The following is a 19,855-nucleotide window of genomic DNA, read 5'->3' as shown; positions in this document are numbered from 1 at the left end:
CGGCGGGGGCGGCGGGGGTTGCGGTGGTGGAGGCGGCGGAGGCGACTGACACGGGGCAGTTGCCTCCGCCGGCATCACATCAGCACCGTTGCGATCGTCAGGCCCTTGCGCCCGGTGGGTTAACGCCCCCGGGCGCTCTCTCGTTGAACAGATGAACCGTCTGGCCCCCGAGGGGATGGAAACCACTCCAAGTTGGGTAAAAAGGCTGTGAGCGCAGCGCACTTCATGATTCCCTCGCTGTCGAGAACATCAGCCCTCGGACCTCATGTGGACCCGAGCAGGCGGTCCCCGCCCCCCCGGAACCTCATCTCCCGGTGACTCCGGTCCACCCTTCCCGAACGCCTGTCTGCGGAGCCCACTCATGCTCACGACTCTCAAGACTGCCTACACCGACACGCGTGCCGCCGACCTCGCCTGGGCGCTGGGGCGCGAGCCGCTGCCGGCCCTGGCCGTGCTCGACCTGCAACTCGACGCTGCTGTTCTTCAGTTGAGGCTCCTCGGCGCCTCGCATCAAGTGCTCCTTGAGGAGGGCGAAGGTTCCTGCTCCGAGACGGTCGCCTGCATGTCCGGCAGCAGCACGCCGCTGCCGCTGGGCGTCGCCAAACGACTCGGGCAGTGGGAGTACGAATTCGCCGCGCGCGTCGAGACCCTCACCCAGGGCCAGTTCGCGGGGCGCGCGCAGGAACTCCTCGCGCTCGTCGCCGACCATCCCAATGGGCTCGCGGGAACGTTTCCCGGCAGCCCGCACGCGTTCACGGCGATGCTGGCGCAGCGGTACGAGGGGCAGGTGCTGTGGCGAACGTGGCACGCGTATCCACAGGAGGGGCAGCTGGTGGTGACGCGTTCACGGGTAGGCGTACGTATGCCTGCGAGCCTCTAGTTACACCCTTGTGGGTGGCGAGGGGTGAGTAGTTGGTGACGTAGCGTTCGCATGGTGATCGATTCTCCTGTGTCGCTGTCGGTGCCGGAAGCCCCGGCCGCGCTGCCTGTGCGGCCGCGGACCGGCCGGTTCCTGGTGCTCGGTGCGGTGTTCGTCTGTGCCGCGTGCGGACTTGTGTACGAGCTCGAACTGGTCGCTCTCGCTTCGTACTTGATCGGCGACTCGGTCACCCAGGCGTCCGTCGTGCTCTCGGTGATGGTCTTCGCGATGGGCGTCGGATCGCTGCTCGCCAAGCGGCTGCGGTGCCGTGCCGCGGTGGGCTTCGGCCTGCTGGAGGCCGCGCTGGCGCTGTGCGGCGGCTGTTCGGCGATGGTGCTGTACGCGACGTTCGCCTGGCTCGGCGGGTCGCGGTACGCGCTGGTCGGCTTCTCGCTGGCGATCGGCGTGCTCATCGGCGCCGAGATTCCCCTGCTGATGACGTTGATCCAGCGCGTGGCGCGGCGCGGGGAGCGCCGTGACACGAGCGGCGACGTGGCGGACCTCTTCGCCGCGGATTACGTCGGGGCGCTGGTCGGCGGCTTGGCCTTCCCCTTTCTTCTGCTGCCGCTGCTCGGGCAGTTGACGGGTGCGTTGCTGACCGGCGCGGTCAACGCGGTGGCGGGCGGGGCGCTGGTGCTGTGGCTCTTCCGGCACGAGCTGACGCGGCGTGAGCGCTGGCTGCTGGTCGTGGCGAACGCGGTGGTGCTGGCGCTGCTCGCCACCGCGACCGCCCTCGTCGACGACTTCGAGCGGGCGGCGCGGCGCGCGGTGTACGGGGACCGGGTCCGGGTCGCCGTACAGACCGACGTACAGGAGATCGTCGTCACCGGTGGCCCGGGCGGGCCGCTGGACCTCTTCCTCGACGGGCGGCTGCGGGTCAGCGGCCGCGACGAGCACCGGTACCACGAGGCGCTCGTCCACCCCGCGATGCGCGGGCGCCGCGCGCGGGTGGTGATCCTGGGCGGCGGTGACGGGCTCGCGGCGCGGGAGGTGCTGCGCTACCCGGACGTGGAGTCGCTCACGGTGGTCGAACTGGACCCGGCCGTCGTCGAGCTGGCCCGTACGGACGCCGACCTGTCGGCGCTGAACAACCGTGCCCTGCGGGATCCGCGGCTGCGGGTCGACGCCGCCGACGCGTTCACCTGGCTGCGGGAGGCGGGGCGGCAGGAACGGCCGTACGACGTGGTGATCTCGGATCTGCCCGATCCCGGCATCACCCCGAGCACGAAGCTGTACTCCCAGGAGTTCTACGGTCTGGCGTCGCGCGTCCTCGCGGGCGGCGGGCGCATCGTCGTCCACGCGGGGCCGCTGGCGACCCGGCCGCGGGCCTACTGGACGGTCGACGCGACGCTGCGGGCGGCGGGGCTTCGGACGCGTCCGTACCGTACGACCGGCCGCCTCTCCGGGTTCACCGGGGGCCCGGACCGGGGCTCGGGCGCGGCGGTGGCCCCGCACGACTGGGGCTTCGTACTCGCCGGGCGGGACAAGCGCCCCGGCCTCGGCCTCGCCGCCGACGTGCCCCGGCTGCGCTCGCTGTCGCCTGCGGTGCTGCGGTCGGGGGAGCGGTCGGCGGAGGGGGCGCGGGTGCGGGGGGTGCGGCCTTCGACGCTGGTCCATCCGCGCTATACGGGGTGATTACGCCGCGGATCGCGTGTGGGGATTCCTCGCAGAGGCGGGTACATCGCGGGCGGGCGTGAGTAGGCTCGGTTCCCATGGAGCATGAGGTGTTCGTTCCGGTTCCGGCAGAGACCCTCCGACAGGCGCTGGGGGACCCCGCCCGGGTGGCGCGTTGCGTCCCGGGGCTCCAGCAGGACGCCGACGAGGCGTCCGGCCCGATCGCGGGACGGCTGAAGGTCCGCATCGACGGCCACACGATCACGTACCGGGGAACGCTGCGCGTCACCGGGCAGCCGGACGGCACCTTCGCCGTCGAGGGCGAGGGCACGGAGGCGCGCGGCACGGGCTCGGTCAAGCTGGCGCTGACGGCACGCCTGACGGAGGCGGACGGCGGTACGACGGTGACGTACACGGGGACCGCGAGCGGCGAGGGCCGCATCGCGGAGCTCGACGCGCCGGCGACGCTGTCCGCGTCGCAGCGTCTGCTGGACCGCTTCACCACCCGGCTGGCGGATGCGCCGGCCGGCGGGGCAGGGGAGTCCGGCGGGGAATCCCGGCCGTCGGTTTTCGAGACGGAGGTGCCGCCGCCGTCGCTGGACCCGCGGGCCGACGACGTAACCGACGTAACCGACGTGTCTGACGTACCTGACCTGCCTGACGCGCCCGACCTCGCGGACGTACCGGGAGTGCCCTCGCCGGCGGAGCCGCCGGCCGAGGCGGCTCATGCGCGGCGCACGATGATCGGCCGCAGCGCGGAGGAGGTCGACCATGCACCGCCGCGCGGTCGCTACGCCCCGGTCCCGGCCCCGCAGTCGGCCTCGACCACCGACACTCTGCGCTGGATCGCCCCGGCGGCCGCGCTGGCGCTGGCGTCGGCGGTGGTGGTGAGCCGGGTACTGCGGCGCAGGCGCTGAGCAACGCCGGACGGGCTGAAGTGTCCGGGGCGGAGCCCCGGTTACCGGCCCGCAGCCCATAGGCTCGAAGGGTGAGCACCCAAGAGACGCGACTGGCGGCGGGCGACGCCGAGCTGACCATCGCCCCAGACAACGGCTGCCGCATCACCGGCCTTCGCATCGGCGGCATGGAGCTGCTGCGCCAGGGGGAGCGGTACGGCTGCTTCCCGATGGTGCCGTGGTGCGGACGGCTGGACCGCGGCAAGTTCCTCAACGGCGCGACCATGCACCAGCTGCCGCTCAACTCCCCGCCGCACGCCATCCACGGCACCGGCCGCGACGCCGTCTGGCACACCGCGCGGGCCGAGAAGAGCGAGGCCGCGTTCACGTACGACCTGGCCGACCCGTGGCCGTACCAGGGCAGGGTCACCCAGGCGTTCGGGCTGGCCGAGGACTCCCTCACGCTGACGATGGGGATCGAGACGTACGGCGATTCCTTCCCGGCGCAGGCGGGCTGGCACCCCTGGTTCCTGCGCAACCTCGGCGGCGGCGGGCAGGACGTGCAGATCGACTTCGCTCCGGCCTGGCAGGAGGAGCGGGGCGATGACCATCTCCCTACCGGGAAGCGGATCCCGCCTCGGCCCGGCCCGTGGGACGACTGCTTCGGGATGCCGGACGGCGTGGACGTCACGCTCACCTGGCCGGGGCAGCTGGAGCTGAAGGTGAAGAGCCGCGCCGAGTGGGTCGTCGTGTACGACGAGCAGGCGGAGGGGGTGTGCGTGGAGCCGCAGTCCGGGCCGCCGAACGGGCTCAACACGATGCCCCGGTTCGTGACGCCCATCGAGCCGCTGGAGATCGAGACCATCTGGACCTGGCGGCGGCTGTGAAGCGGCGGCTTTAAGCTCATGGCATGACTGACGTACGTGGTGAGCTGCTCCAGCAGATCAAGGACAAGGCCGTGGTGCACGGCAAGGTGACCCTGTCTTCAGGGATCGAGGCCGACTGGTACATCGACCTGCGCCGGATCACGCTGGACGGCGAGGCCGCGCCGATGGTCGGCCAGGTGATGCTCGACGCCACCAGCGAGCTGGACTACGACTGCGTGGGCGGGCTGACCCTGGGCGCCGACCCGGTGGCCACCTCGATGCTGCACGCCTCCGCCGCGCGCGGGCAGCGGCTCGACGCGTTCGTCGTACGCAAGGCGGGCAAGGCGCACGGCATGCAGCGCCGGATCGAGGGCACGGACGTCAAGGGCCGCCGCTGCCTGGTCGTCGAGGACGTGTCCACCACCGGTGGCTCGCCGCTGACCGCCGTCGAGGCGGTCCGTGAGGCCGGCGGCGAGGTCGTCGGTGTCGCGGTGATCGTGGAGCGGGGCGCGGCTCCGAAGATCGCGGAGGCCGGCCTTCCGTACATCAATGCCTATTCGCTGGATGAGCTCGGACTCGCGTAATCCGGCCTGACCTGCGGTTTTTAGTGAGGGCGGACTGTTTCACGTGAAACAGTCCGCCCTTGTCGTATGTCCATGCGGTGTGCAGGGTGGAGCCGCGACGAGAGTCTGGAAAGATAGGGGCGACGATGACGTCGCCCCCAGGTCAGGGCCCAGCACCACACACCCGCACGTCATAAGGAGCGGACAGATGCCCATCGCAACCCCCGAGGTCTACAACGAGATGCTCGACCGGGCGAAGGCAGGCAAGTTCGCCTACCCGGCCATCAACGTGACCTCGACCCAGACCTTGCACGCGGCGCTGCGCGGTTTCGCGGACGCCGAGAGCGACGGCATCATCCAGATTTCCACCGGCGGCGCCGAGTTCCTGGGCGGCCAGTACTCCAAGGACATGGTGACCGGCGCGGTCGCGCTGGCCGAGTTCGCACACATCGTGGCGGCGAAGTACCCGGTGACGGTCGCGCTGCACACGGACCACTGCCCCAAGGACAAGCTGGACACGTACGTACGTCCGCTGATCGACGTATCCGCCGAGCGCGTCGCCAAGGGCCTCAACCCGCTCTTCCAGTCCCACATGTGGGACGGCTCCGCCGAGACCCTCGCCGACAACCTGGCCATCGGCCAGGAGCTGCTCGCGAAGGCCGCCGCCGCGAAGATCATCCTTGAGGTCGAGATCACCCCGACCGGTGGCGAGGAGGACGGTGTCAGCCACGAGATCAACGACGAGCTCTACACGACTGTCGACGACGCGCTGCGCACCGCCGAGGCGCTGGGCCTGGGCGAGAAGGGCCGCTACCTGCTGGCCGCCTCCTTCGGCAACGTGCACGGCGTCTACAAGCCGGGCAACGTCGTTCTGCGCCCCGAGCTGCTGAAGGACCTCCAGGCGGGCGTCGCCGAGAAGTACGGCAAGGAGTCTCCGTTCGACTTCGTCTTCCACGGCGGCTCGGGCTCCACCGCCGAGGAGATCGCCACCGCGCTGGAGAACGGCGTCGTGAAGATGAACCTCGACACCGACACCCAGTACGCCTTCACCCGCCCGGTCGCGGACCACATGTTCCGCAACTACGACGGCGTCCTGAAGGTCGACGGCGAGGTCGGCTCGAAGAAGACGTACGACCCGCGCACCTGGGGCAAGCTGGCCGAGGCGTCGATGGCCAAGCGCGTCACCGAGGCGTGCGCGAACCTGCGCTCGACGGGCACGAAGCTCAACTGACGATGCTCTCCTGGCTGAGGCCGGGAGGGTCCCTTCGGCCGACCACCACGCGTGGTCGGCCGGTCCGGGGCGACGGCCATGTTCCCCGGGCGCGCGCAGTGTGCGGCCACCCGGTGCCGGTTGGACCGGGAGTGTCGCGGGATGGCCGGCGCCGGTCCGGGCGGCGATGATCCGGGTATGGACGAGACCCCGCAGTCAGCGGCGGGCCGCGGCGTCGGGACGGTGCGGATGTCCACGGCCGTCGGACGCTGGACACTGCTCACCACCGTGCTCGGGTCCGGCATGGCGATGCTGGACTCCACCGTCGTCAACGTCGCCCTGCCCCGCATCGGCAGGGACCTGGACGCCGATCTGGCGGCCCTCCAGTGGACCGTCAACGCCTACATGCTCACCCTGGCCGGGCTGATCCTGCTCGGCGGCGCGCTCGGTGACCGGTTCGGGCGGCGCAAGGTTTTCGTGATCGGCATCGTGTGGTTCGCGGTGGCGTCGCTGCTGTGCGGACTGGCGCCGAACGCCGGGTTCCTGATCGCCGCCCGCGCCCTCCAGGGCATCGGCGGAGCCCTCCTCACCCCCGGCTCCCTCGCGCTCATCCAAGCCTCCTTCCACCCCGACGACCGGGCGAGGGCAGTGGGCGTGTGGTCCGGGCTCGGCGGGGTGGGGGCGGCCGTCGGGCCCTTCCTGGGCGGCTGGCTGGTGGACGGGCCAGGCTGGCGCTGGGTGTTCCTGCTGAATGTGCCGCTGGCCGCGCTCTGTGTCCCGGTCGCGCTCAAGCACGTACCGGAGTCGAGGGATCCGCAGGCGCACGGCCGCTTCGACGCGCTGGGCGCCGGCCTCGCGGCCCTCGCTCTCGGGCTGGTGACGTACGCGCTGATCGCGGCGCCGGAGCAGGGGCCGTCGGTTGTGGTGATCGGCTCCGTGGTGGCCGGGGTGGTGCTCGGCGCGGCCTTTCTGTACGTCGAGAAGCGGCGGCCCGAACCGATGATGCCGCTCGCGATTTTCGCCTCGCGGCAGTTCACGGCGATCAACGTCGTGACGCTGTGCGTGTACGCGGCGTTCAGCGGTTTCTTCTTCCTCGTCGCCCTCCAGCTGCAGGTCGTGGTGGGTTACTCCGCCCTGCAGGCGGGTACGGCGCTGCTCCCCACGACGGTGCTGATGCTTTTCCTCTCCGCGAAGTCCGGCGCCGTGGCCCAGGTGATCGGGCCGCGCATTCCGCTCACCGTGGGCCCCCTGCTGTGCGCGGGCGGGATGCTGCTGATGCTGCGCGTGGGGGAGGGATCGTCGTACGTCGCCGATGTGCTCCCCGCGATGCTCGTGATGGGCTCGGGCATGGTGACCCTGGTCGCGCCCCTCACCGCGACGGTGCTCGCCTCGGTGAGCAGTGGGAGGGCGGGCCTGGCCAGCGGCATCAACAACGCGGCCGCGCGGGCGGCGGGCCTGATCGCGGTGGCGGCGCTGCCGCTGCTGGCGGGGATGGGGCCGGAGGCGTACCGGTCGGCGGCGGAGTTCGGGGAGACGTTCCGGCGGGCGATGCCGATGTGTGCGGGGCTGCTGGGGCTGGGGGCGTTGATCGCTTGGGTGACGGTGCGGGTGCCGGGGCAGGAGTGCGGAGGGACGGAGTGCCGGGTGCATTGCGGGGTTACGTCGCCGCCGCTGGAGGGGGCGGGTGGTTAGGACCCCGACGTACGCGCCCGCGCCGCAGGCCAGGCAGACTGAACTCATGGCCATTCACAAAGATCTGCTCGGGGGACCGCCCCCGACCCGCCTGCCCGACGACCCGGAGCCGCGTGAGCTGCTCGCGAACGGGACCGCGCCGACCGACGTCGCCGCGAAGTACCCCGCGTCCTCGCTCGCCTGGGCCCAGCTCGCCGACGAGGCGTTCGAGAACGGCCGGGTGATCGAGTCGTACGCCTACGCCCGCACCGGCTACCACCGCGGCCTCGACGCCCTGCGCCGCGCCGGCTGGAAGGGCCACGGCCCCGTGCCGTGGGACCACGAGCCGAACCGCGGCTTCCTGCGCGCGCTGCACGCGCTCGCCCGCGCCGCGCAGTCGATCGGTGAGCAGGAGGAGTACGAGCGCTGCTCCACCTTCCTGCGGGACTCCTCCCCGGCGGCGGCCGAAACCCTCGGCTGAGCAGGGGTGACAGCCGTGGAGGCCCGTGCCGGCCGGTACGGGCCTCCCATGTTTCCCGGCTTCGTCTTATGATGCCGGGAAGGGACCGGGGCTCCATGGCCACAAGGAAGGGGCGGACCGCTACCTGGAAGTTCGTATCGAGGAGACAGCGATGTCGCAATACCCCGATGCCCAGGCGGCAGGTTCGGACACCCCGAACCTCGATTTCGCGGGCACTACCCCCTACGAGGACTACGTCCAGGCGGACGTCCTCACCCACCTCCAGCACACCCTCTCCGACGACCCCGGAGAGATGGTCTTCCTGGTGACGACCCAGGTCATGGAGCTGTGGTTCACCGTCATCGTCCACGAGTGGGAGACCGCGGCGAAGGCGCTCGGCGCCGACGACCTGCCCGTCGCGACGGACGCGCTCAAGCGTTCCCTGCGTGAGCTGGAGGCCCTCAACGCCTCGTGGCGGCCGCTCGCCCACCTCACCCCCGCGCAGTTCAACTCGTACCGCAGCGCACTCGGTGAGGGCTCCGGATTCCAGTCCGCGATGTACCGGCGGATGGAGTTCCTGCTCGGCGACAAGTCCGCGTCGATGCTCGTCCCGCACCGCGGCGCCCCGCGCGTGTACGCCGAGCTGGAGAAGGCGCTGCACGAGCCGAGCCTGTACGACGAGACGCTGCGGCTGCTCGCACGGCGTGGCCTGCCGATTCCCGCCGCCGTACTGGACCGCGACCTGTCGCAGAAGTACGAGCCTTCGGCCGAGGTCGAGGCGGTCTGGACCGAGCTCTACCAGGGCGACCAGAACTCCGAACTCGTCCGCCTCGGTGAGCTGTTGACCGACGTCGGCGAGCTGGTCTGGCGCTGGCGCAACGACCACCTCGTCGCGACCCGCCGCGCCATGGGATCCAAGGTCGGCACCGGCGGCTCCGCCGGCGTGGCCTGGCTGGAGAAGCGAGCCACCAAGAACGTCTTCCCCGAGCTGTGGACGGCGCGCAGCCATGTCTGACGCACTGAACGACCTTCAGCGGCGGGCCGTCGCCCTCGACTCCGCCGACCCGCTCGCCAAGCACCGCGAGCTGTTCGCGCTCGACGACGCCACCGTCTACCTCGACGGCAACTCGCTCGGCGCCCTGCCCCGCCACGTACCGGAGCGAATAGCCGACGTCATCACCCGCCAGTGGGGCGAGCTGCGCATCCGCTCCTGGGACGAGAGCGGCTGGTGGACCGCGCCCGAGCGGATCGGTGACCGGATCGCGCCGCTCGTCGGTGCGGCCGCCGGTCAGGTCGTGGTCGGCGACTCGACAAGTGTCAATGTGTTCAAGGCGGTTGTGGGTGCTGCCCGGCTCGCACCGGAGTCGCGGGACGAAATCCTCGTCGACGCCTCCACCTTCCCCACGGACGGTTACATCGCCGAGTCCGCCGCGCGGATGACGGGCCGGCGGGTCGTTCCCGTCGCCCCGGCCGATCTGCCGGCCGCCCTCGGGGCGCGTACCGCCGCGGTCCTCGTCAACCACGTCGACTACCGCACCGGCCGCCGCCACGACCTGCCCGGCCTCACCGCCGCCGCCCACGAGGCCGGGGCCCTGGCCGTCTGGGACCTGTGCCACAGCGCGGGCGCGCTGCCGGTCGGGCTCGACGCGCACGGCGTCGACTTCGCCGTCGGCTGTACGTACAAGTACCTCAACGGCGGCCCCGGCTCGCCCGCCTACCTGTACGTCGCCGAGCGCCACCAGGCCGCCTTCGACTCCCCGCTCCCGGGCTGGAACTCGCACAGCGACCCCTTCGGCATGACGCCCGCCTACGCCCCGGCGGACGGCGCGGCGCGGGGCAGGGTCGGCACCCCCGACATCCTGTCGATGCTGGCTCTGGAAGCGGCGCTCGACGTGTGGGAGGGGGTCTCCATCGAAGACGTACGCGAAAAGTCACTCGCTCTGACGGACTTCTTCCTGGAATGTGTGGACGCGTACGTGCCCCGCGGACGGATCACCTCGGTGACTCCCGCCGCGCACGAGGAGCGCGGCAGCCAGGTCTCGCTGCGCTGCGAGGCGGGGCCCGACGGCGTGGAAGCGGCCGACGTCATGCGGGAATTGATCGCCCGCGGTGTGGTGGGCGACTTCCGCCGCCCCGACGTGCTGCGTTTCGGCTTCACGCCGCTGTATGTCGGCTTCGCGGACGCGGAGCGGGCGGCGCGGGTACTGGGTGAAGTCCTGGTGAAGTCCTGAGCCGAGTTACGGGGCGGGACCTGGCGGAAGCGCAGGCCTGAGGGCTGGTAGCGTCCCGACAGCTAGATCAATTGGCTGTACGTACCGAAGGGTTGGTCCCCGCATGCCGGACCCCTCAGCCGAACGGGACGCTGTCGAGGCGGAGTCGGCCTTCTCCCACCCGGCCGTCGCGCCCGATGCCACTGCCGCGTACGGCGAACACCCCGACCAGGTGGTCGACTTCTACGCGCCGCGCGACGGCCGGGACCGGGCCCCGCTGGTCGTCGTCCTGCACGGCGGCGCCTGGCGGGCCGCGTACGACCGGCAGCACGTTTCCCCGTTCGCGGACTTCCTGGCCCGCCGGGGCTTCGCCGTCGCCAGCGTCGAGTACCGGCGGGGCGGCGACCTCAGTGGCGGCGCGGGGCGCTGGCCGGAGACGTTCGACGACGTGGCCGCGGCGATGGACCTGCTCCCCGGTCTCGTACGGGAGGCCCTGCCCGGCGCCGACACGCGGCGCATCGTCGTCACGGGCCACTCGGCCGGCGGCCACCTCGCACTGTGGGCCTCCGCCCGGCACGTACTGACCCCGGATTCGCCGTGGCACCTGCCGGCGGCGCCCCCGCTGCGCGGCGTCGTCGCGCTCGCGCCGATCGCGGACTTCGTGGTCGCGGACGAGCTGGGGGTGTGCGCGGGCGCGACCGCCCAGCTGCTCGGCGGCAAGGAGCACTTCGACGAGCGCCGGCCGTACGCCGATCCGGCCGCGCTGCTGCCGACGGGTATCGCGACGGTCGTCGTGCAGGGCCGTACCGACATCGTCGTACCGCAGGCGGTCGCGGAGGCCTACACCGAAGCGGCGGCGAAGGCGGGCGAGACGGTGGGCCTGACGCTGCTGGAAGACATCGGGCACTTCCCGCTGATCGACCCGGCGGCGGACGCGTGCGCTGTGGTCGCGGAGGAGATCGAGCAGCTCGCGTACTGAGCGCCGCCGCGGCTTGGTGGGGATCCGGGCGGCGGCGCGTAGTACCTGGGACGGACGCGGGAGGATCCCCATGGGGGCGGACGCCCGCGGCCGTCCCTGCGCCTACCGTTCTGTACGTGACCGAGAAGACCCGCAGTCCCGAGTTCCGCCTGGCCATGGGCGCAGTGAGCGGACTCCGCCAGGACCTGTTCCACGACGCCTTCGCGTACCGGCCGCTGCCGCCGATGAGTACGGAAGGACCGCTCACCCGGCGACTGCCGGGACGGCTGCGGAGGTACGCCGCCTGGACTCCGCACGCTGTGGTGGTGGGGCTGGCGGTGATCGTGATGCTGCTCTCCGCCGTTGTCGCCGACAGCGAAGGGGGCAGCCTCGGCGCGGCCGTGTCCGGCCTCATACCGGCGGCCGCACTGGTGATGACGCTGGTCAGGCCGGCCGGTGCCTGGTGGGTCTCGCTGCTGTCCACACCCGTCGTCGGCGTCCTCGGCCACTCCTGGGACGGCTGGCCGTGGACGCCGTCCTCCTTCGTCGCGCACATCGGCGTGATGACCGTGGTCGCGGCGAGGACCCGGCCGCGCACCGCCGCCTGGATGTGGGCCTGCACGGCGGTGTACGCCCTGTTCGCCGAGGCGTTCATAGGCTCCGGCTCCGGCACGGACAGCCCGCAGATGCTGTTCTTCTCCGCACTCGCGCTGCTCACGACGACCGTGGTGCACGTACGCCGTGAGGCGCAGCGCGAGGTCACCGTCCAGCGGACCGTCACCGCCGTCGAGCGCGACCGGCGCACGCTGCTGGAGGAGCGGACGACGATCGCCCGCGAGCTGCACGACGTCGTCGCGCACCACATGTCGGTGGTCGCCATCCAGGCGGAGGCGGCCCCGTACCGGGTCGAGAACCCGCCGCCCGAGTTGGAGCAGGCCTTCGTGACGATCCGCGAGAACGCGGTGGCGGCGCTGACGGAGCTGCGGCGCGTACTGGGCGTCGTACGGGCGGAGGATTACGAGGCACCCGACGCCCCGCAGCCGACGCTGGCCGAGCTGGACCGGCTGATCGCCAATGTCCGGGACGCGGGTCTGGCGGTGGACAAGACGGTGACCGGTTCCGTACGCGAACTTCCGCAGGGCGTCGAGCTGTCGGCGTACCGGATCATCCAGGAGGCACTGAGCAACGCGCTGCGCCACGCGCCGGGTTCGACGGCGAAGGTGGAGGTGTCGTACGTGCTGGGGGGCCTGGGCCTGCGGATCGTCAACACCGCGCCGCAGGGCCTGGTCAAGCCGTCGCCGGGGGCCGGGCACGGGATCACGGGGATGCGGGAGCGGGTGGCGATGCTGAACGGGGAGATGACGGCGGAGGCGGCGCAGGACGGCGGCTACGAGGTGGCCGTGTTCGTGCCGGTGGCGCCCGCAGTGGCCCCGGAGCCGGCCGCATGACCGCCGCCCATGACATCCGCGTACTGATCGTCGACGACCAGGTCATGGTCCGCGAGGGCTTCACGGTCCTCCTGAACGCCATGCCGGGGATCGAGGTCGTCGGCGAGGCGGTGAACGGCCGGGAGGCGATCACGAAGGTCGCCGAGCTGCGGCCGGACGTCGTCCTGATGGACATCCGCATGCCGGAGCTGAACGGCATCGACGCGACCCGCGAGATCGTCGCCGCCGACGCGGAGGCGAAGGTGCTGGTGCTGACGACGTTCGACCTGGACGAGTACGTCTACCAGGCACTGCGCGCCGGCGCGTCCGGCTTCCTGCTCAAGGACGCCTCGGCGCGGCAGCTGGCCGACGGCGTACGGGTGGTCGCGTCCGGGGAGGCGCTGCTGGCCCCGACGGTCACCAAGCGCCTGATCTCGGAGTTCTCGAAGCGGCCGGAGGGCCCGCGCCCGCCCGCGCTGGCCCAGATCGGCGATCTGACCGAGCGGGAGACGGAGGTACTGGTGCTGATCGCCCAGGGCCTGTCGAATGCGGAGATCGCGTCGCATCTGGTGGTGGCCGAGTCCACGATCAAGACGCATGTGAGCCGGGTCCTGGTGAAGCTGGGCCTGCGGGACCGTACGCAGGCGGCGGTGTTCGCGTACGAGGCGCGGCTGGTGACGCCGGGGTAGCTGATCACTCACACGGGTGATCGAGTACGGAAGCCGACCCGAACTGGCTTGGGCCTGGCCACACTGGTATCCGCACAGAAGGGGGTGCACCATGACGGTTATGGCAGAGCGCACGGTTCAGATGTCGGTCGAGGAGTTCGAGAAGATCGCCGAAGTCCTTGAGAGGGAGTCCGATGCCGTCAGGTTCGAGTTCTTCGACGGACGGATCGGTGTCAAGGGTATGACTGACGGGGACCACAGCGAGATCGTCAGGTGGCTGCAGGCGCGTTGTATGCAGGTTCGTGCCGACATGTGGCTGTACGGCGGCGGTGAACTCGGCCTGAAGATCGAGACCTACCGCCAGGGCCGGGCGAAGCCGGATGCCGTTCTCGCTCCGCCGAAGTACTTCGCCGGACAGGGCGATTGGGCAAACCCTGACCGTGTGCTGATGACCGTCGAGGTCACCTCGTACGACTCCGACACCAATCGCCGGGACCGCAAGGAGAAGCCTGCCGCCTACGCGGACACCGGCATCCCGGTCTATCTGCTCATCGACCGTGACGACTGCACCGTCACCGTGCACAGTGATCCGGCGCCCGGCGGCTACCGCGCTGTCTGTACGGTGAAGCTCGGCGCGAAGGTCACGCTCCCCGACCCCGTCGGTATCGAGCTCGACACCGAGGAACTGAAGGACTTCATCCGCTAGCGTCTGTGCATGGCAGAGACGTTCGATCCCTGGTCGCCCTCCTTCGTCGCCGACCCCTACCCCGCCTACGCCGAGCTGCGTGCCGCCGGCCGCGCGCACTGGTACGAGCCGACGCGGCAGTGGCTGATCCCGCACCACGCCGACGTCTCGGCGCTCCTGCGTGACCGCCGCCTCGGTCGTACGTACCTCCATCGCTTCACGCACGAGGAGTTCGGGCGTACGCCGCCACCACCCGGTCACGAGCCGTTCCACGTCCTCAACGACAGCGGCATGCTGGACCTCGAAGCCCCCGACCACACCCGGATCCGGCGCCTCGTCTCCAAGGCCTTCACGCCGCGTACGGTCGAGCGACTGGCGCCGGCCGTGCGGCGGCTGGCGGGGGAGCTGGTCGGGGAGTTCGTCGAGCGGGGCGGCGGTGATCTGCTGTCCGCGGTCGCGGAACCTCTGCCGGTGGCCGTCATCGCCGAGATGCTCGGCATCCCGGAATCGGACCGGGGGCTGCTGCGGCCCTGGTCGGCGGACATCTGCGGGATGTACGAGCTGAACCCGCCGGAGGAGACGGCGCGGCGGGCGGTCCGGGCGTCGGTCGAGTTCTCGGCGTACCTGAGGGACTTGATCGCCGTACGCCGCAAGGATCCGGGCCAGGACCTGATCTCGGCGCTGATCGCCGCGCACGAGGAGGGCGGGGACCGGCTCAGCGAGCAGGAGATGATCTCCACGTGCGTGCTGCTGCTGAACGCGGGGCACGAGGCGACGGTGAACACGACGGCCAATGGGTGGTGGACGCTGCTGCGTCATCCCGAACAGCTGGAGACCCTCCGTGCGGAGCCCGGCCTGCTGCCGGGCGCGGTGGAGGAGCTGCTGCGTTACGACACGCCGCTGCAGCTCTTCGAGCGGTGGGTGCTGGACGACATCGAGGTCGGCGGGACGGTGATCCGGCGCGGCTCGGAGGTGGCGCTGCTGTTCGGTTCGGCGAACCGGGATCCGGCGGCTTTCGCCCGCCCCGACGAACTGGACCTCTCCCGGTCCGACAACCCGCATGTGTCGCTGGGGGCGGGCATCCACTACTGCCTGGGCGCCCCTCTGGCCCGGCTGGAACTGGCGGCCTCGTTCGGGGAGTTGCTGCGGCGGGCTCCGGGGCTGCGGCTTGCGGCGGGGCCGCCGGAGTGGAAGCCGGGGTTCGTGATCCGGGGGCTGCGGGAGTTGCGCGTCGAGATCTGACCCCGGTCGCGGCGCGGGTGACGCCGACGCCCTCCGGGCGTGTCCTCAAACGCCGGACGGGCTGAGTTTTGCGCCCAGGGCCGCATAACCAGCCCCCAGTCGGCACTATCCAGCCTCTCCGGCGTTTGAGGAGCGAGGTCTGGGGCGGAGCCCCAGTTCGGGAAGGGGCGGGTCGGGGAAAGCCCGCCGCAGGCGCTCGGTCCGGGCCGGGGCGGGGCGGGCCCGTCACGTCAGGACGTCGCGACGCCGGAGCCCCGCAAGCCCCGCCCCCACCACCCCCGGTGTCCACTCCACTGCTGGAACGCTGGAAGGAGCACCGCGCCGCGCTCGGCCGCCCGGTGTGACTCACACCGGCAGCGTCAGTGACCACGCCCCCGGCCGCACCGTCCACGTCCGCGTCCGGACCGGGCCCGCCACCAGCGCGTCCGCCCGGTAGCGGAAGTCCGCGCCCGACACCGTCACCGCGTCCGCCTCCACCCGCACCTGCTCACCGCCGTGCGGGCGGATCACCACCTCGGCGCGCCCGCCCCGCGAGCACAGCGACACGTCCTCGACCGGCCGGTCCAGGTCGTTCAGCAGGACCCCGTCCGCCTCGACGCGCAGCCGGTACGTACGGGCGACCGGCGGCGCGGACTGCGGCGCGGGCCGCACCAGCGTGCGTACCAGCGAACGGCACGTACCCCAGACGGACGCGGCGGCCGCCACCGGCGACGGCGCGGCCGGGATCCGCAGGTCGCCCAGCACCACCCCGTCGCTGTCGTCCACCAGCAGATCCAGCCGGCGCGCGACCCCCTCCAGGACGGCCCGGGCCGCCGCGACCGCCCCTATCGGCACGCCCAGCGCCTGCGCGATGTCCACGGAGGCTCCGATCGGGACGAGCGCGAGCGCCCCCGCGCCCAGCTCTCTTTCCCGGTGCAGCAGGGCCACCGCGCGCAGCAGCGCCCGGTCGTCGCCGACGACCACGGGGCGGCGACCGCCCCGGCGGGCAAGGGCCCGCGCGAACTCCTCCGGCCCCTCGGGGAGGCAGATTTTGACGTTGGCGCCGGCGCACAGGACGTCCTTGGCGATACGTACGGACTCGCCGTCCGTACGCCGGGCGACCGGGTCGATGACCACCAGCAGCGGATGCGCGGTGTTCGCGGCGGGCTCTGGAGCCGACACCTCGGTCCTTCCTCGGGTAGCATCTTTGTGCAAGAGCCCCTTGCGCTATTGCGCCAGGGGCTTCGTCTATTCCGGGGCAACCGGTCCGACGGCTCAGTATCGGGTGTACGCCGTACGTACTCCCCCTGACCTTGGACATGCCCCGCCCGGAAGGGGTGTACGCCTGTGCCCGCACTTGTGCTGCTCGGTGCTCAGTGGGGTGACGAAGGCAAGGGAAAGGCCACCGACCTGCTCGGTGGATCCGTTGACTATGTAGTGCGCTATCAGGGCGGCAACAACGCCGGCCACACGGTTGTCGTCGGCGACCAGAAGTACGCGCTGCATCTTCTCCCTTCCGGAATCCTCACGCCAGAGTGCACGCCGGTCATCGGTAACGGCGTCGTCATCGACCCGTCGGTACTGCTCTCCGAGCTGAGCGGTCTGAACGAGCGAGGCGTCGACACGTCCAAGCTCCTGATCAGCGGCAACGCTCACGTCATCACGACGTACAACGTCACGGTCGACAAGGTGACGGAACGCTTCCTCGGCAAGCGCAAGATCGGCACCACGGGCCGCGGTATCGGTCCGACGTACGCCGACAAGATCAACCGCACCGGCATCCGTGTGCAGGATCTGTACGACGAGTCGATCCTGACCCAAAAGGTCGAGGCGGCTCTGGAGATCAAGAACCAGCTGCTCACGAAGCTGTACAACCGTCGCGCGATCGAGGCCGGCCAGATCGTCGAAGAGCTGCTGACGCACGGCGAGAACATCAAGCAGTACGTCGCCGACACGACGCTGATCCTCAACAACGCGCTCGACGAGGACAAGGTCGTTCTTTTTGAGGGTGGCCAGGGGACGCTGCTCGACGTCGACCACGGCACGTACCCGTTTGTCACGTCGTCGAACCCGACCGCCGGTGGTGCCTGCACGGGTACCGGCGTGGGGCCGACGAAGATCAGCCGGGTCATCGGCATCCTCAAGGCGTACACGACTCGCGTCGGCGCCGGTCCGTTCCCGACGGAGCTGTTCGACGAGGACGGCGAGGCGCTGCGCCGCATCGGTGGCGAGCGCGGTGTCACCACCGGCCGCGACCGTCGCTGTGGCTGGTTCGACGCGCCGATCGCGCGGTACGCGACGCGGGTCAACGGTCTGACGGACTTCTTCCTCACGAAGCTGGACGTGCTGACCGGCTGGGAGCAGATCCCGGTGTGCGTGGCGTACGAGATCGACGGCAAGCGCGTCGAGGAGCTTCCGTACAGCCAGACCGACTTCCACCACGCGAAGCCGGTGTACGAGAACTTCCCCGGCTGGTCCGAGGACATCTCCAAGGCGAAGACCTTCGACGAACTGCCGAAGAACGCGAAGGCGTACGTCAAGGCTCTGGAGGAGATGTCGGGCGCGCCGATCTCCGCGATCGGTGTCGGTCCCGGCCGTACCGAGACGATCGAGATCAACTCGTTCATCTAGGTTGCAGCGGCCGTACGAAGCGGGGCCCCGGCGGGTTTTTTGCGCCGGGGCCCCGCTTCGCGTCATCTCTCGTACGTCAGGGACTCGCCGGTGGCGGGGTTCACTCGGCGCAGGCGGCCGTCGGGGAGCAGCGTCACCTCGGTCGCGGCGCCGGGTGAGCAGGAGCTCATCGGCTCGCCGGTGGTCACCCGCGAGGGGCCGATCCGGAGGCTGCCGTTCGCGGCGGCGGTGAGCTCGGCCTGGAAGACGCAGTGGTACGTGCCGCCGCCCGTGGTCGGTCCTTCCGCGGTGAGGGACAGGACGGTGTCGCCTGCCTTTCCCTGCTGGATGACCAGGCGTCGTGTGCTGTGGCCCGCTGCGCTGTCGAGGCCGCCGTTCCAGGTGCCCAGGTATGCGGCTGGGATGTCGCCGGTGGGGGTGGGCGAGGGTGTGGTGCTGGTTGGCGGGGGTGGTGCTGGGGACTTTTTTTGCTTGGTCGTGGGTGGTGCGTTGTTTGTGTGGTCTCCCGCGTTCATGAACGCGTACACGGAGCCGCCGGCACCCAGTGCTACGACCAGCGCCACGGCCATCAGCGCGGCGGTCGAGCGGTTGGTGCGGGGCGGTGGTTCGGGGGCGAGTGGCTGGTAGGCGTACTGAGGGGTGGGGTAGCCGTAGCCGCCGGGGAGGGTGTGCGGTGGGGGCGGAGGCGGAGGCGGGGCGTACGCGGCCCGTGGTGTGACCACGGTCGGCGTCGCGTGTGGTGCGGGGGCTGCGGGGTCGGTGCCGCGCCGTGGCGTCTCCTCGGTCGTCGAACGTTCGGGTACGGGGATTTCTTCGGGGTGGTTGCGTTCAACGCCCTGCGGGGAGCGCCCCGGCACGTCCCCTCCTGGCACCGTGGCTTGCGGGGCGGGGGGTGTGGTGGCGTCGGCCGGGTCCTCGGTGTCCAGGAGCTCAATCGCGTGGCGGCCCAGCTGGGCCACCAGGGCCGCCGGGAGCCAGGGGTCCCCGTTGTCGCCGCCCCTTGTGCGCTCCAGTACCTGGGCGAGGGTGGGGCGCGCCGCGGGGTCCTTGTGCAGGCAGGAGCGGATCAGGTCCTGTAGGCCCTCGGGGATCTGGTCAAGGGTGGGTGGTTCTGTGGCGATGCGGTACATCAGTGCGTGGACGCCGCTGTCGGCCGTGCCGAAGGGGAGGCGGCCTGTCGCCGCGTACGCGAGGACCGATCCGAGGCAGAAGACGTCGCAGGAGGGGGTGATGCGCTCGCCGCGGACCTGTTCGGGGGCCATGAAGCCGGGGGAGCCGACCAGGGCGCCGGTTCTGGTGAGGCCTGCGTCCGTGACGGTTTCCAGCGCGCGGGCGATGCCGAAGTCGATGACGCGGGGGCCGTCGATGGTGATCAGGATGTTGGACGGTTTCAGGTCGCGATGGATCAGGCCTGCGGTGTGGATGTCGCTCAGTGCGTGGGCGAGGCCTGTTGCCAGGATGTGGATCGAGCGTTCCGGCAGTGGGCCGTGGGCGCCGGAAATGACTGAGTGGAGGTCCGGGCCCGCTACGTAACCGGTGGCGACCCACGGGACCACCGCTTCGGTGTCGGCGTCGAGCACGGGGGCGGTCCAGCGGCCCCCGACCCGGCGTGCTGCCGCCACCTCCTGGCGGAAGCGGGCGCGGAACTCCTCCTGCTCGGCGAGCTCTTGACGTACCAGCTTGACCGCGACCGTACGGCCACGGCCCGAGCGGGCCAGATAGACCTGCCCCATCCCGCCCGCGCCGAGCCGTGCCAACAGCCGGTAGGCGCCGATCTGTTGCGGGTCGTCCGGCCCCAGTTTCTGCATGGCAGCGCCACCCCTCCCCCGGGACGTCCCCCAGTGGCCCGAGGATAA

At 71.1% G+C, this 19,855-nt stretch carries 18 protein-coding genes; 16 read left to right on the top strand and 2 right to left on the bottom strand.

Going from position 1 to position 19,855, the window contains the following annotated elements; translation table 11 throughout:
• Positions 1 to 361: 361 nt before the first annotated feature.
• The 15 genes from J7E96_RS05135 (at position 362) to J7E96_RS05065 (ending at position 15,389) form a co-directional block, all read left to right on the top strand.
• Positions 362 to 880, top strand: a complete 519-nt coding sequence (locus J7E96_RS05135; RefSeq protein WP_215127871.1) for a DUF2617 family protein — start codon at positions 362 to 364, stop codon at positions 878 to 880.
• A 54-nt stretch (positions 881 to 934) separates the two neighbouring features.
• Positions 935 to 2,554: a polyamine aminopropyltransferase gene (locus J7E96_RS05130; protein ID WP_308295841.1), complete on the top strand. Its 1,620-nt coding sequence runs from the start codon at positions 935 to 937 to the stop codon at positions 2,552 to 2,554.
• A 77-nt stretch (positions 2,555 to 2,631) separates the two neighbouring features.
• Positions 2,632 to 3,450 carry an SRPBCC family protein gene (locus J7E96_RS05125; protein ID WP_215127868.1) on the top strand — a complete coding sequence of 273 codons (819 nt, stop codon included), beginning with the start codon at positions 2,632 to 2,634 and terminating at the stop codon, positions 3,448 to 3,450.
• Positions 3,451 to 3,521: 71 nt separating this feature from the next.
• Positions 3,522 to 4,316, top strand: coding sequence for an aldose 1-epimerase (locus J7E96_RS05120; protein ID WP_215127866.1), 795 nt, complete (start codon positions 3,522 to 3,524; stop codon positions 4,314 to 4,316).
• Positions 4,317 to 4,339: 23 nt separating this feature from the next.
• On the top strand, positions 4,340 to 4,879 hold the full coding sequence (pyrE, locus tag J7E96_RS05115; protein ID WP_214980261.1) for an orotate phosphoribosyltransferase: 540 nt from the start codon (positions 4,340 to 4,342) through the stop codon (positions 4,877 to 4,879).
• A 187-nt stretch (positions 4,880 to 5,066) separates the two neighbouring features.
• A complete protein-coding gene (gene fbaA / locus J7E96_RS05110) occupies positions 5,067 to 6,089 on the top strand; it encodes a class II fructose-bisphosphate aldolase (RefSeq protein ID WP_215127865.1) in 1,023 nt (340 codons plus the stop codon).
• Between the two features lie 177 nt (positions 6,090 to 6,266).
• Positions 6,267 to 7,760, top strand: coding sequence for an MFS transporter (locus J7E96_RS05105; RefSeq protein WP_215127863.1), 1,494 nt, complete (start codon positions 6,267 to 6,269; stop codon positions 7,758 to 7,760).
• A gap of 46 nt (positions 7,761 to 7,806) precedes the next feature.
• Positions 7,807 to 8,220: a DUF3151 domain-containing protein gene (locus J7E96_RS05100; protein ID WP_215127861.1), complete on the top strand. Its 414-nt coding sequence runs from the start codon at positions 7,807 to 7,809 to the stop codon at positions 8,218 to 8,220.
• A gap of 151 nt (positions 8,221 to 8,371) precedes the next feature.
• The gene (locus J7E96_RS05095) at positions 8,372 to 9,214 is read left to right on the top strand and encodes a tryptophan 2,3-dioxygenase family protein (RefSeq protein ID WP_215127859.1); all 843 of its coding nucleotides are present in this window, start codon (positions 8,372 to 8,374) and stop codon (positions 9,212 to 9,214) included.
• Positions 9,207 to 10,430, top strand: coding sequence for a kynureninase (gene kynU / locus J7E96_RS05090; protein ID WP_215127857.1), 1,224 nt, complete (start codon positions 9,207 to 9,209; stop codon positions 10,428 to 10,430). The genes J7E96_RS05095 and kynU overlap by 8 nt, the downstream gene beginning before the upstream one ends.
• A gap of 103 nt (positions 10,431 to 10,533) precedes the next feature.
• Positions 10,534 to 11,388 carry an alpha/beta hydrolase gene (locus J7E96_RS05085; RefSeq protein ID WP_215127856.1) on the top strand — a complete coding sequence of 285 codons (855 nt, stop codon included), beginning with the start codon at positions 10,534 to 10,536 and terminating at the stop codon, positions 11,386 to 11,388.
• Positions 11,389 to 11,504: 116 nt separating this feature from the next.
• Positions 11,505 to 12,815 (top strand): histidine kinase, encoded by a 1,311-nt coding sequence (locus J7E96_RS05080; RefSeq protein ID WP_308295840.1) that lies wholly within the window; start codon positions 11,505 to 11,507, stop codon positions 12,813 to 12,815.
• Positions 12,812 to 13,483 carry a response regulator transcription factor gene (locus J7E96_RS05075; RefSeq protein ID WP_215127854.1) on the top strand — a complete coding sequence of 224 codons (672 nt, stop codon included), beginning with the start codon at positions 12,812 to 12,814 and terminating at the stop codon, positions 13,481 to 13,483. The genes J7E96_RS05080 and J7E96_RS05075 overlap by 4 nt, the downstream gene beginning before the upstream one ends.
• A 91-nt stretch (positions 13,484 to 13,574) precedes the next feature.
• Positions 13,575 to 14,168: a Uma2 family endonuclease gene (locus J7E96_RS05070; protein ID WP_215127852.1), complete on the top strand. Its 594-nt coding sequence runs from the start codon at positions 13,575 to 13,577 to the stop codon at positions 14,166 to 14,168.
• 9 nt (positions 14,169 to 14,177) lie between these two features.
• Positions 14,178 to 15,389, top strand: a complete 1,212-nt coding sequence (locus J7E96_RS05065; protein ID WP_215127851.1) for a cytochrome P450 — start codon at positions 14,178 to 14,180, stop codon at positions 15,387 to 15,389.
• Between the two features lie 345 nt (positions 15,390 to 15,734).
• Here the strand turns inward: J7E96_RS05065 and J7E96_RS05060 are convergent, their stop codons facing one another.
• Complete coding sequence (locus J7E96_RS05060) at positions 15,735 to 16,550, bottom strand: diacylglycerol kinase (protein WP_215127849.1); 816 nt, start codon at positions 16,548 to 16,550, stop codon at positions 15,735 to 15,737.
• A 165-nt stretch (positions 16,551 to 16,715) separates the two neighbouring features.
• Here J7E96_RS05060 and J7E96_RS05055 point away from each other — a divergent pair, with 165 nt between their 5' ends.
• Positions 16,716 to 17,999 carry an adenylosuccinate synthase gene (locus J7E96_RS05055; RefSeq protein WP_215127847.1) on the top strand — a complete coding sequence of 428 codons (1,284 nt, stop codon included), beginning with the start codon at positions 16,716 to 16,718 and terminating at the stop codon, positions 17,997 to 17,999.
• A gap of 62 nt (positions 18,000 to 18,061) precedes the next feature.
• On the opposite strand, the gene J7E96_RS05050 is transcribed toward J7E96_RS05055, so the two are convergent.
• A complete protein-coding gene (locus J7E96_RS05050; protein ID WP_215127845.1) occupies positions 18,062 to 19,807 on the bottom strand; it encodes a serine/threonine-protein kinase in 1,746 nt (581 codons plus the stop codon).
• Positions 19,808 to 19,855: the final 48 nt, after the last annotated feature.

Origin of the sequence: Streptomyces sp. ISL-96, assembly GCF_018614035.1 — a bacterium.
GTDB lineage: Bacteria > Actinomycetota > Actinomycetes > Streptomycetales > Streptomycetaceae > Streptomyces.
The sequence above is the reverse complement of the archived record's forward strand: the minus strand, read 5'-3'. Positions and strand labels throughout refer to the sequence as shown.

Excerpts from the sequence above, each read along its gene's own strand:
- J7E96_RS05075 (WP_215127854.1), top strand. The coding sequence starts at position 12,812 with ATGACCGCCGCCCATGACATCCGCGTACTGATCGTCGACGACCAGGTC.
- pyrE (WP_214980261.1), top strand. The coding sequence starts at position 4,340 with ATGACTGACGTACGTGGTGAGCTGCTCCAGCAGATCAAGGACAAGGCC.
- kynU (WP_215127857.1), top strand. The coding sequence starts at position 9,207 with ATGTCTGACGCACTGAACGACCTTCAGCGGCGGGCCGTCGCCCTCGAC.
- J7E96_RS05100 (WP_215127861.1), top strand. The coding sequence starts at position 7,807 with ATGGCCATTCACAAAGATCTGCTCGGGGGACCGCCCCCGACCCGCCTG.
- J7E96_RS05105 (WP_215127863.1), top strand. The coding sequence starts at position 6,267 with ATGGACGAGACCCCGCAGTCAGCGGCGGGCCGCGGCGTCGGGACGGTG.
- J7E96_RS05070 (WP_215127852.1), top strand. The coding sequence starts at position 13,575 with ATGACGGTTATGGCAGAGCGCACGGTTCAGATGTCGGTCGAGGAGTTC.
- fbaA (WP_215127865.1), top strand. The coding sequence starts at position 5,067 with ATGCCCATCGCAACCCCCGAGGTCTACAACGAGATGCTCGACCGGGCG.
- J7E96_RS05095 (WP_215127859.1), top strand. The coding sequence starts at position 8,372 with ATGTCGCAATACCCCGATGCCCAGGCGGCAGGTTCGGACACCCCGAAC.
- J7E96_RS05135 (WP_215127871.1), top strand. The coding sequence starts at position 362 with ATGCTCACGACTCTCAAGACTGCCTACACCGACACGCGTGCCGCCGAC.
- J7E96_RS05125 (WP_215127868.1), top strand. The coding sequence starts at position 2,632 with ATGGAGCATGAGGTGTTCGTTCCGGTTCCGGCAGAGACCCTCCGACAG.
- J7E96_RS05085 (WP_215127856.1), top strand. The coding sequence starts at position 10,534 with ATGCCGGACCCCTCAGCCGAACGGGACGCTGTCGAGGCGGAGTCGGCC.
- J7E96_RS05050 (WP_215127845.1), bottom strand. The coding sequence starts at position 19,807 with ATGCAGAAACTGGGGCCGGACGACCCGCAACAGATCGGCGCCTACCGG.
- J7E96_RS05065 (WP_215127851.1), top strand. The coding sequence starts at position 14,178 with ATGGCAGAGACGTTCGATCCCTGGTCGCCCTCCTTCGTCGCCGACCCC.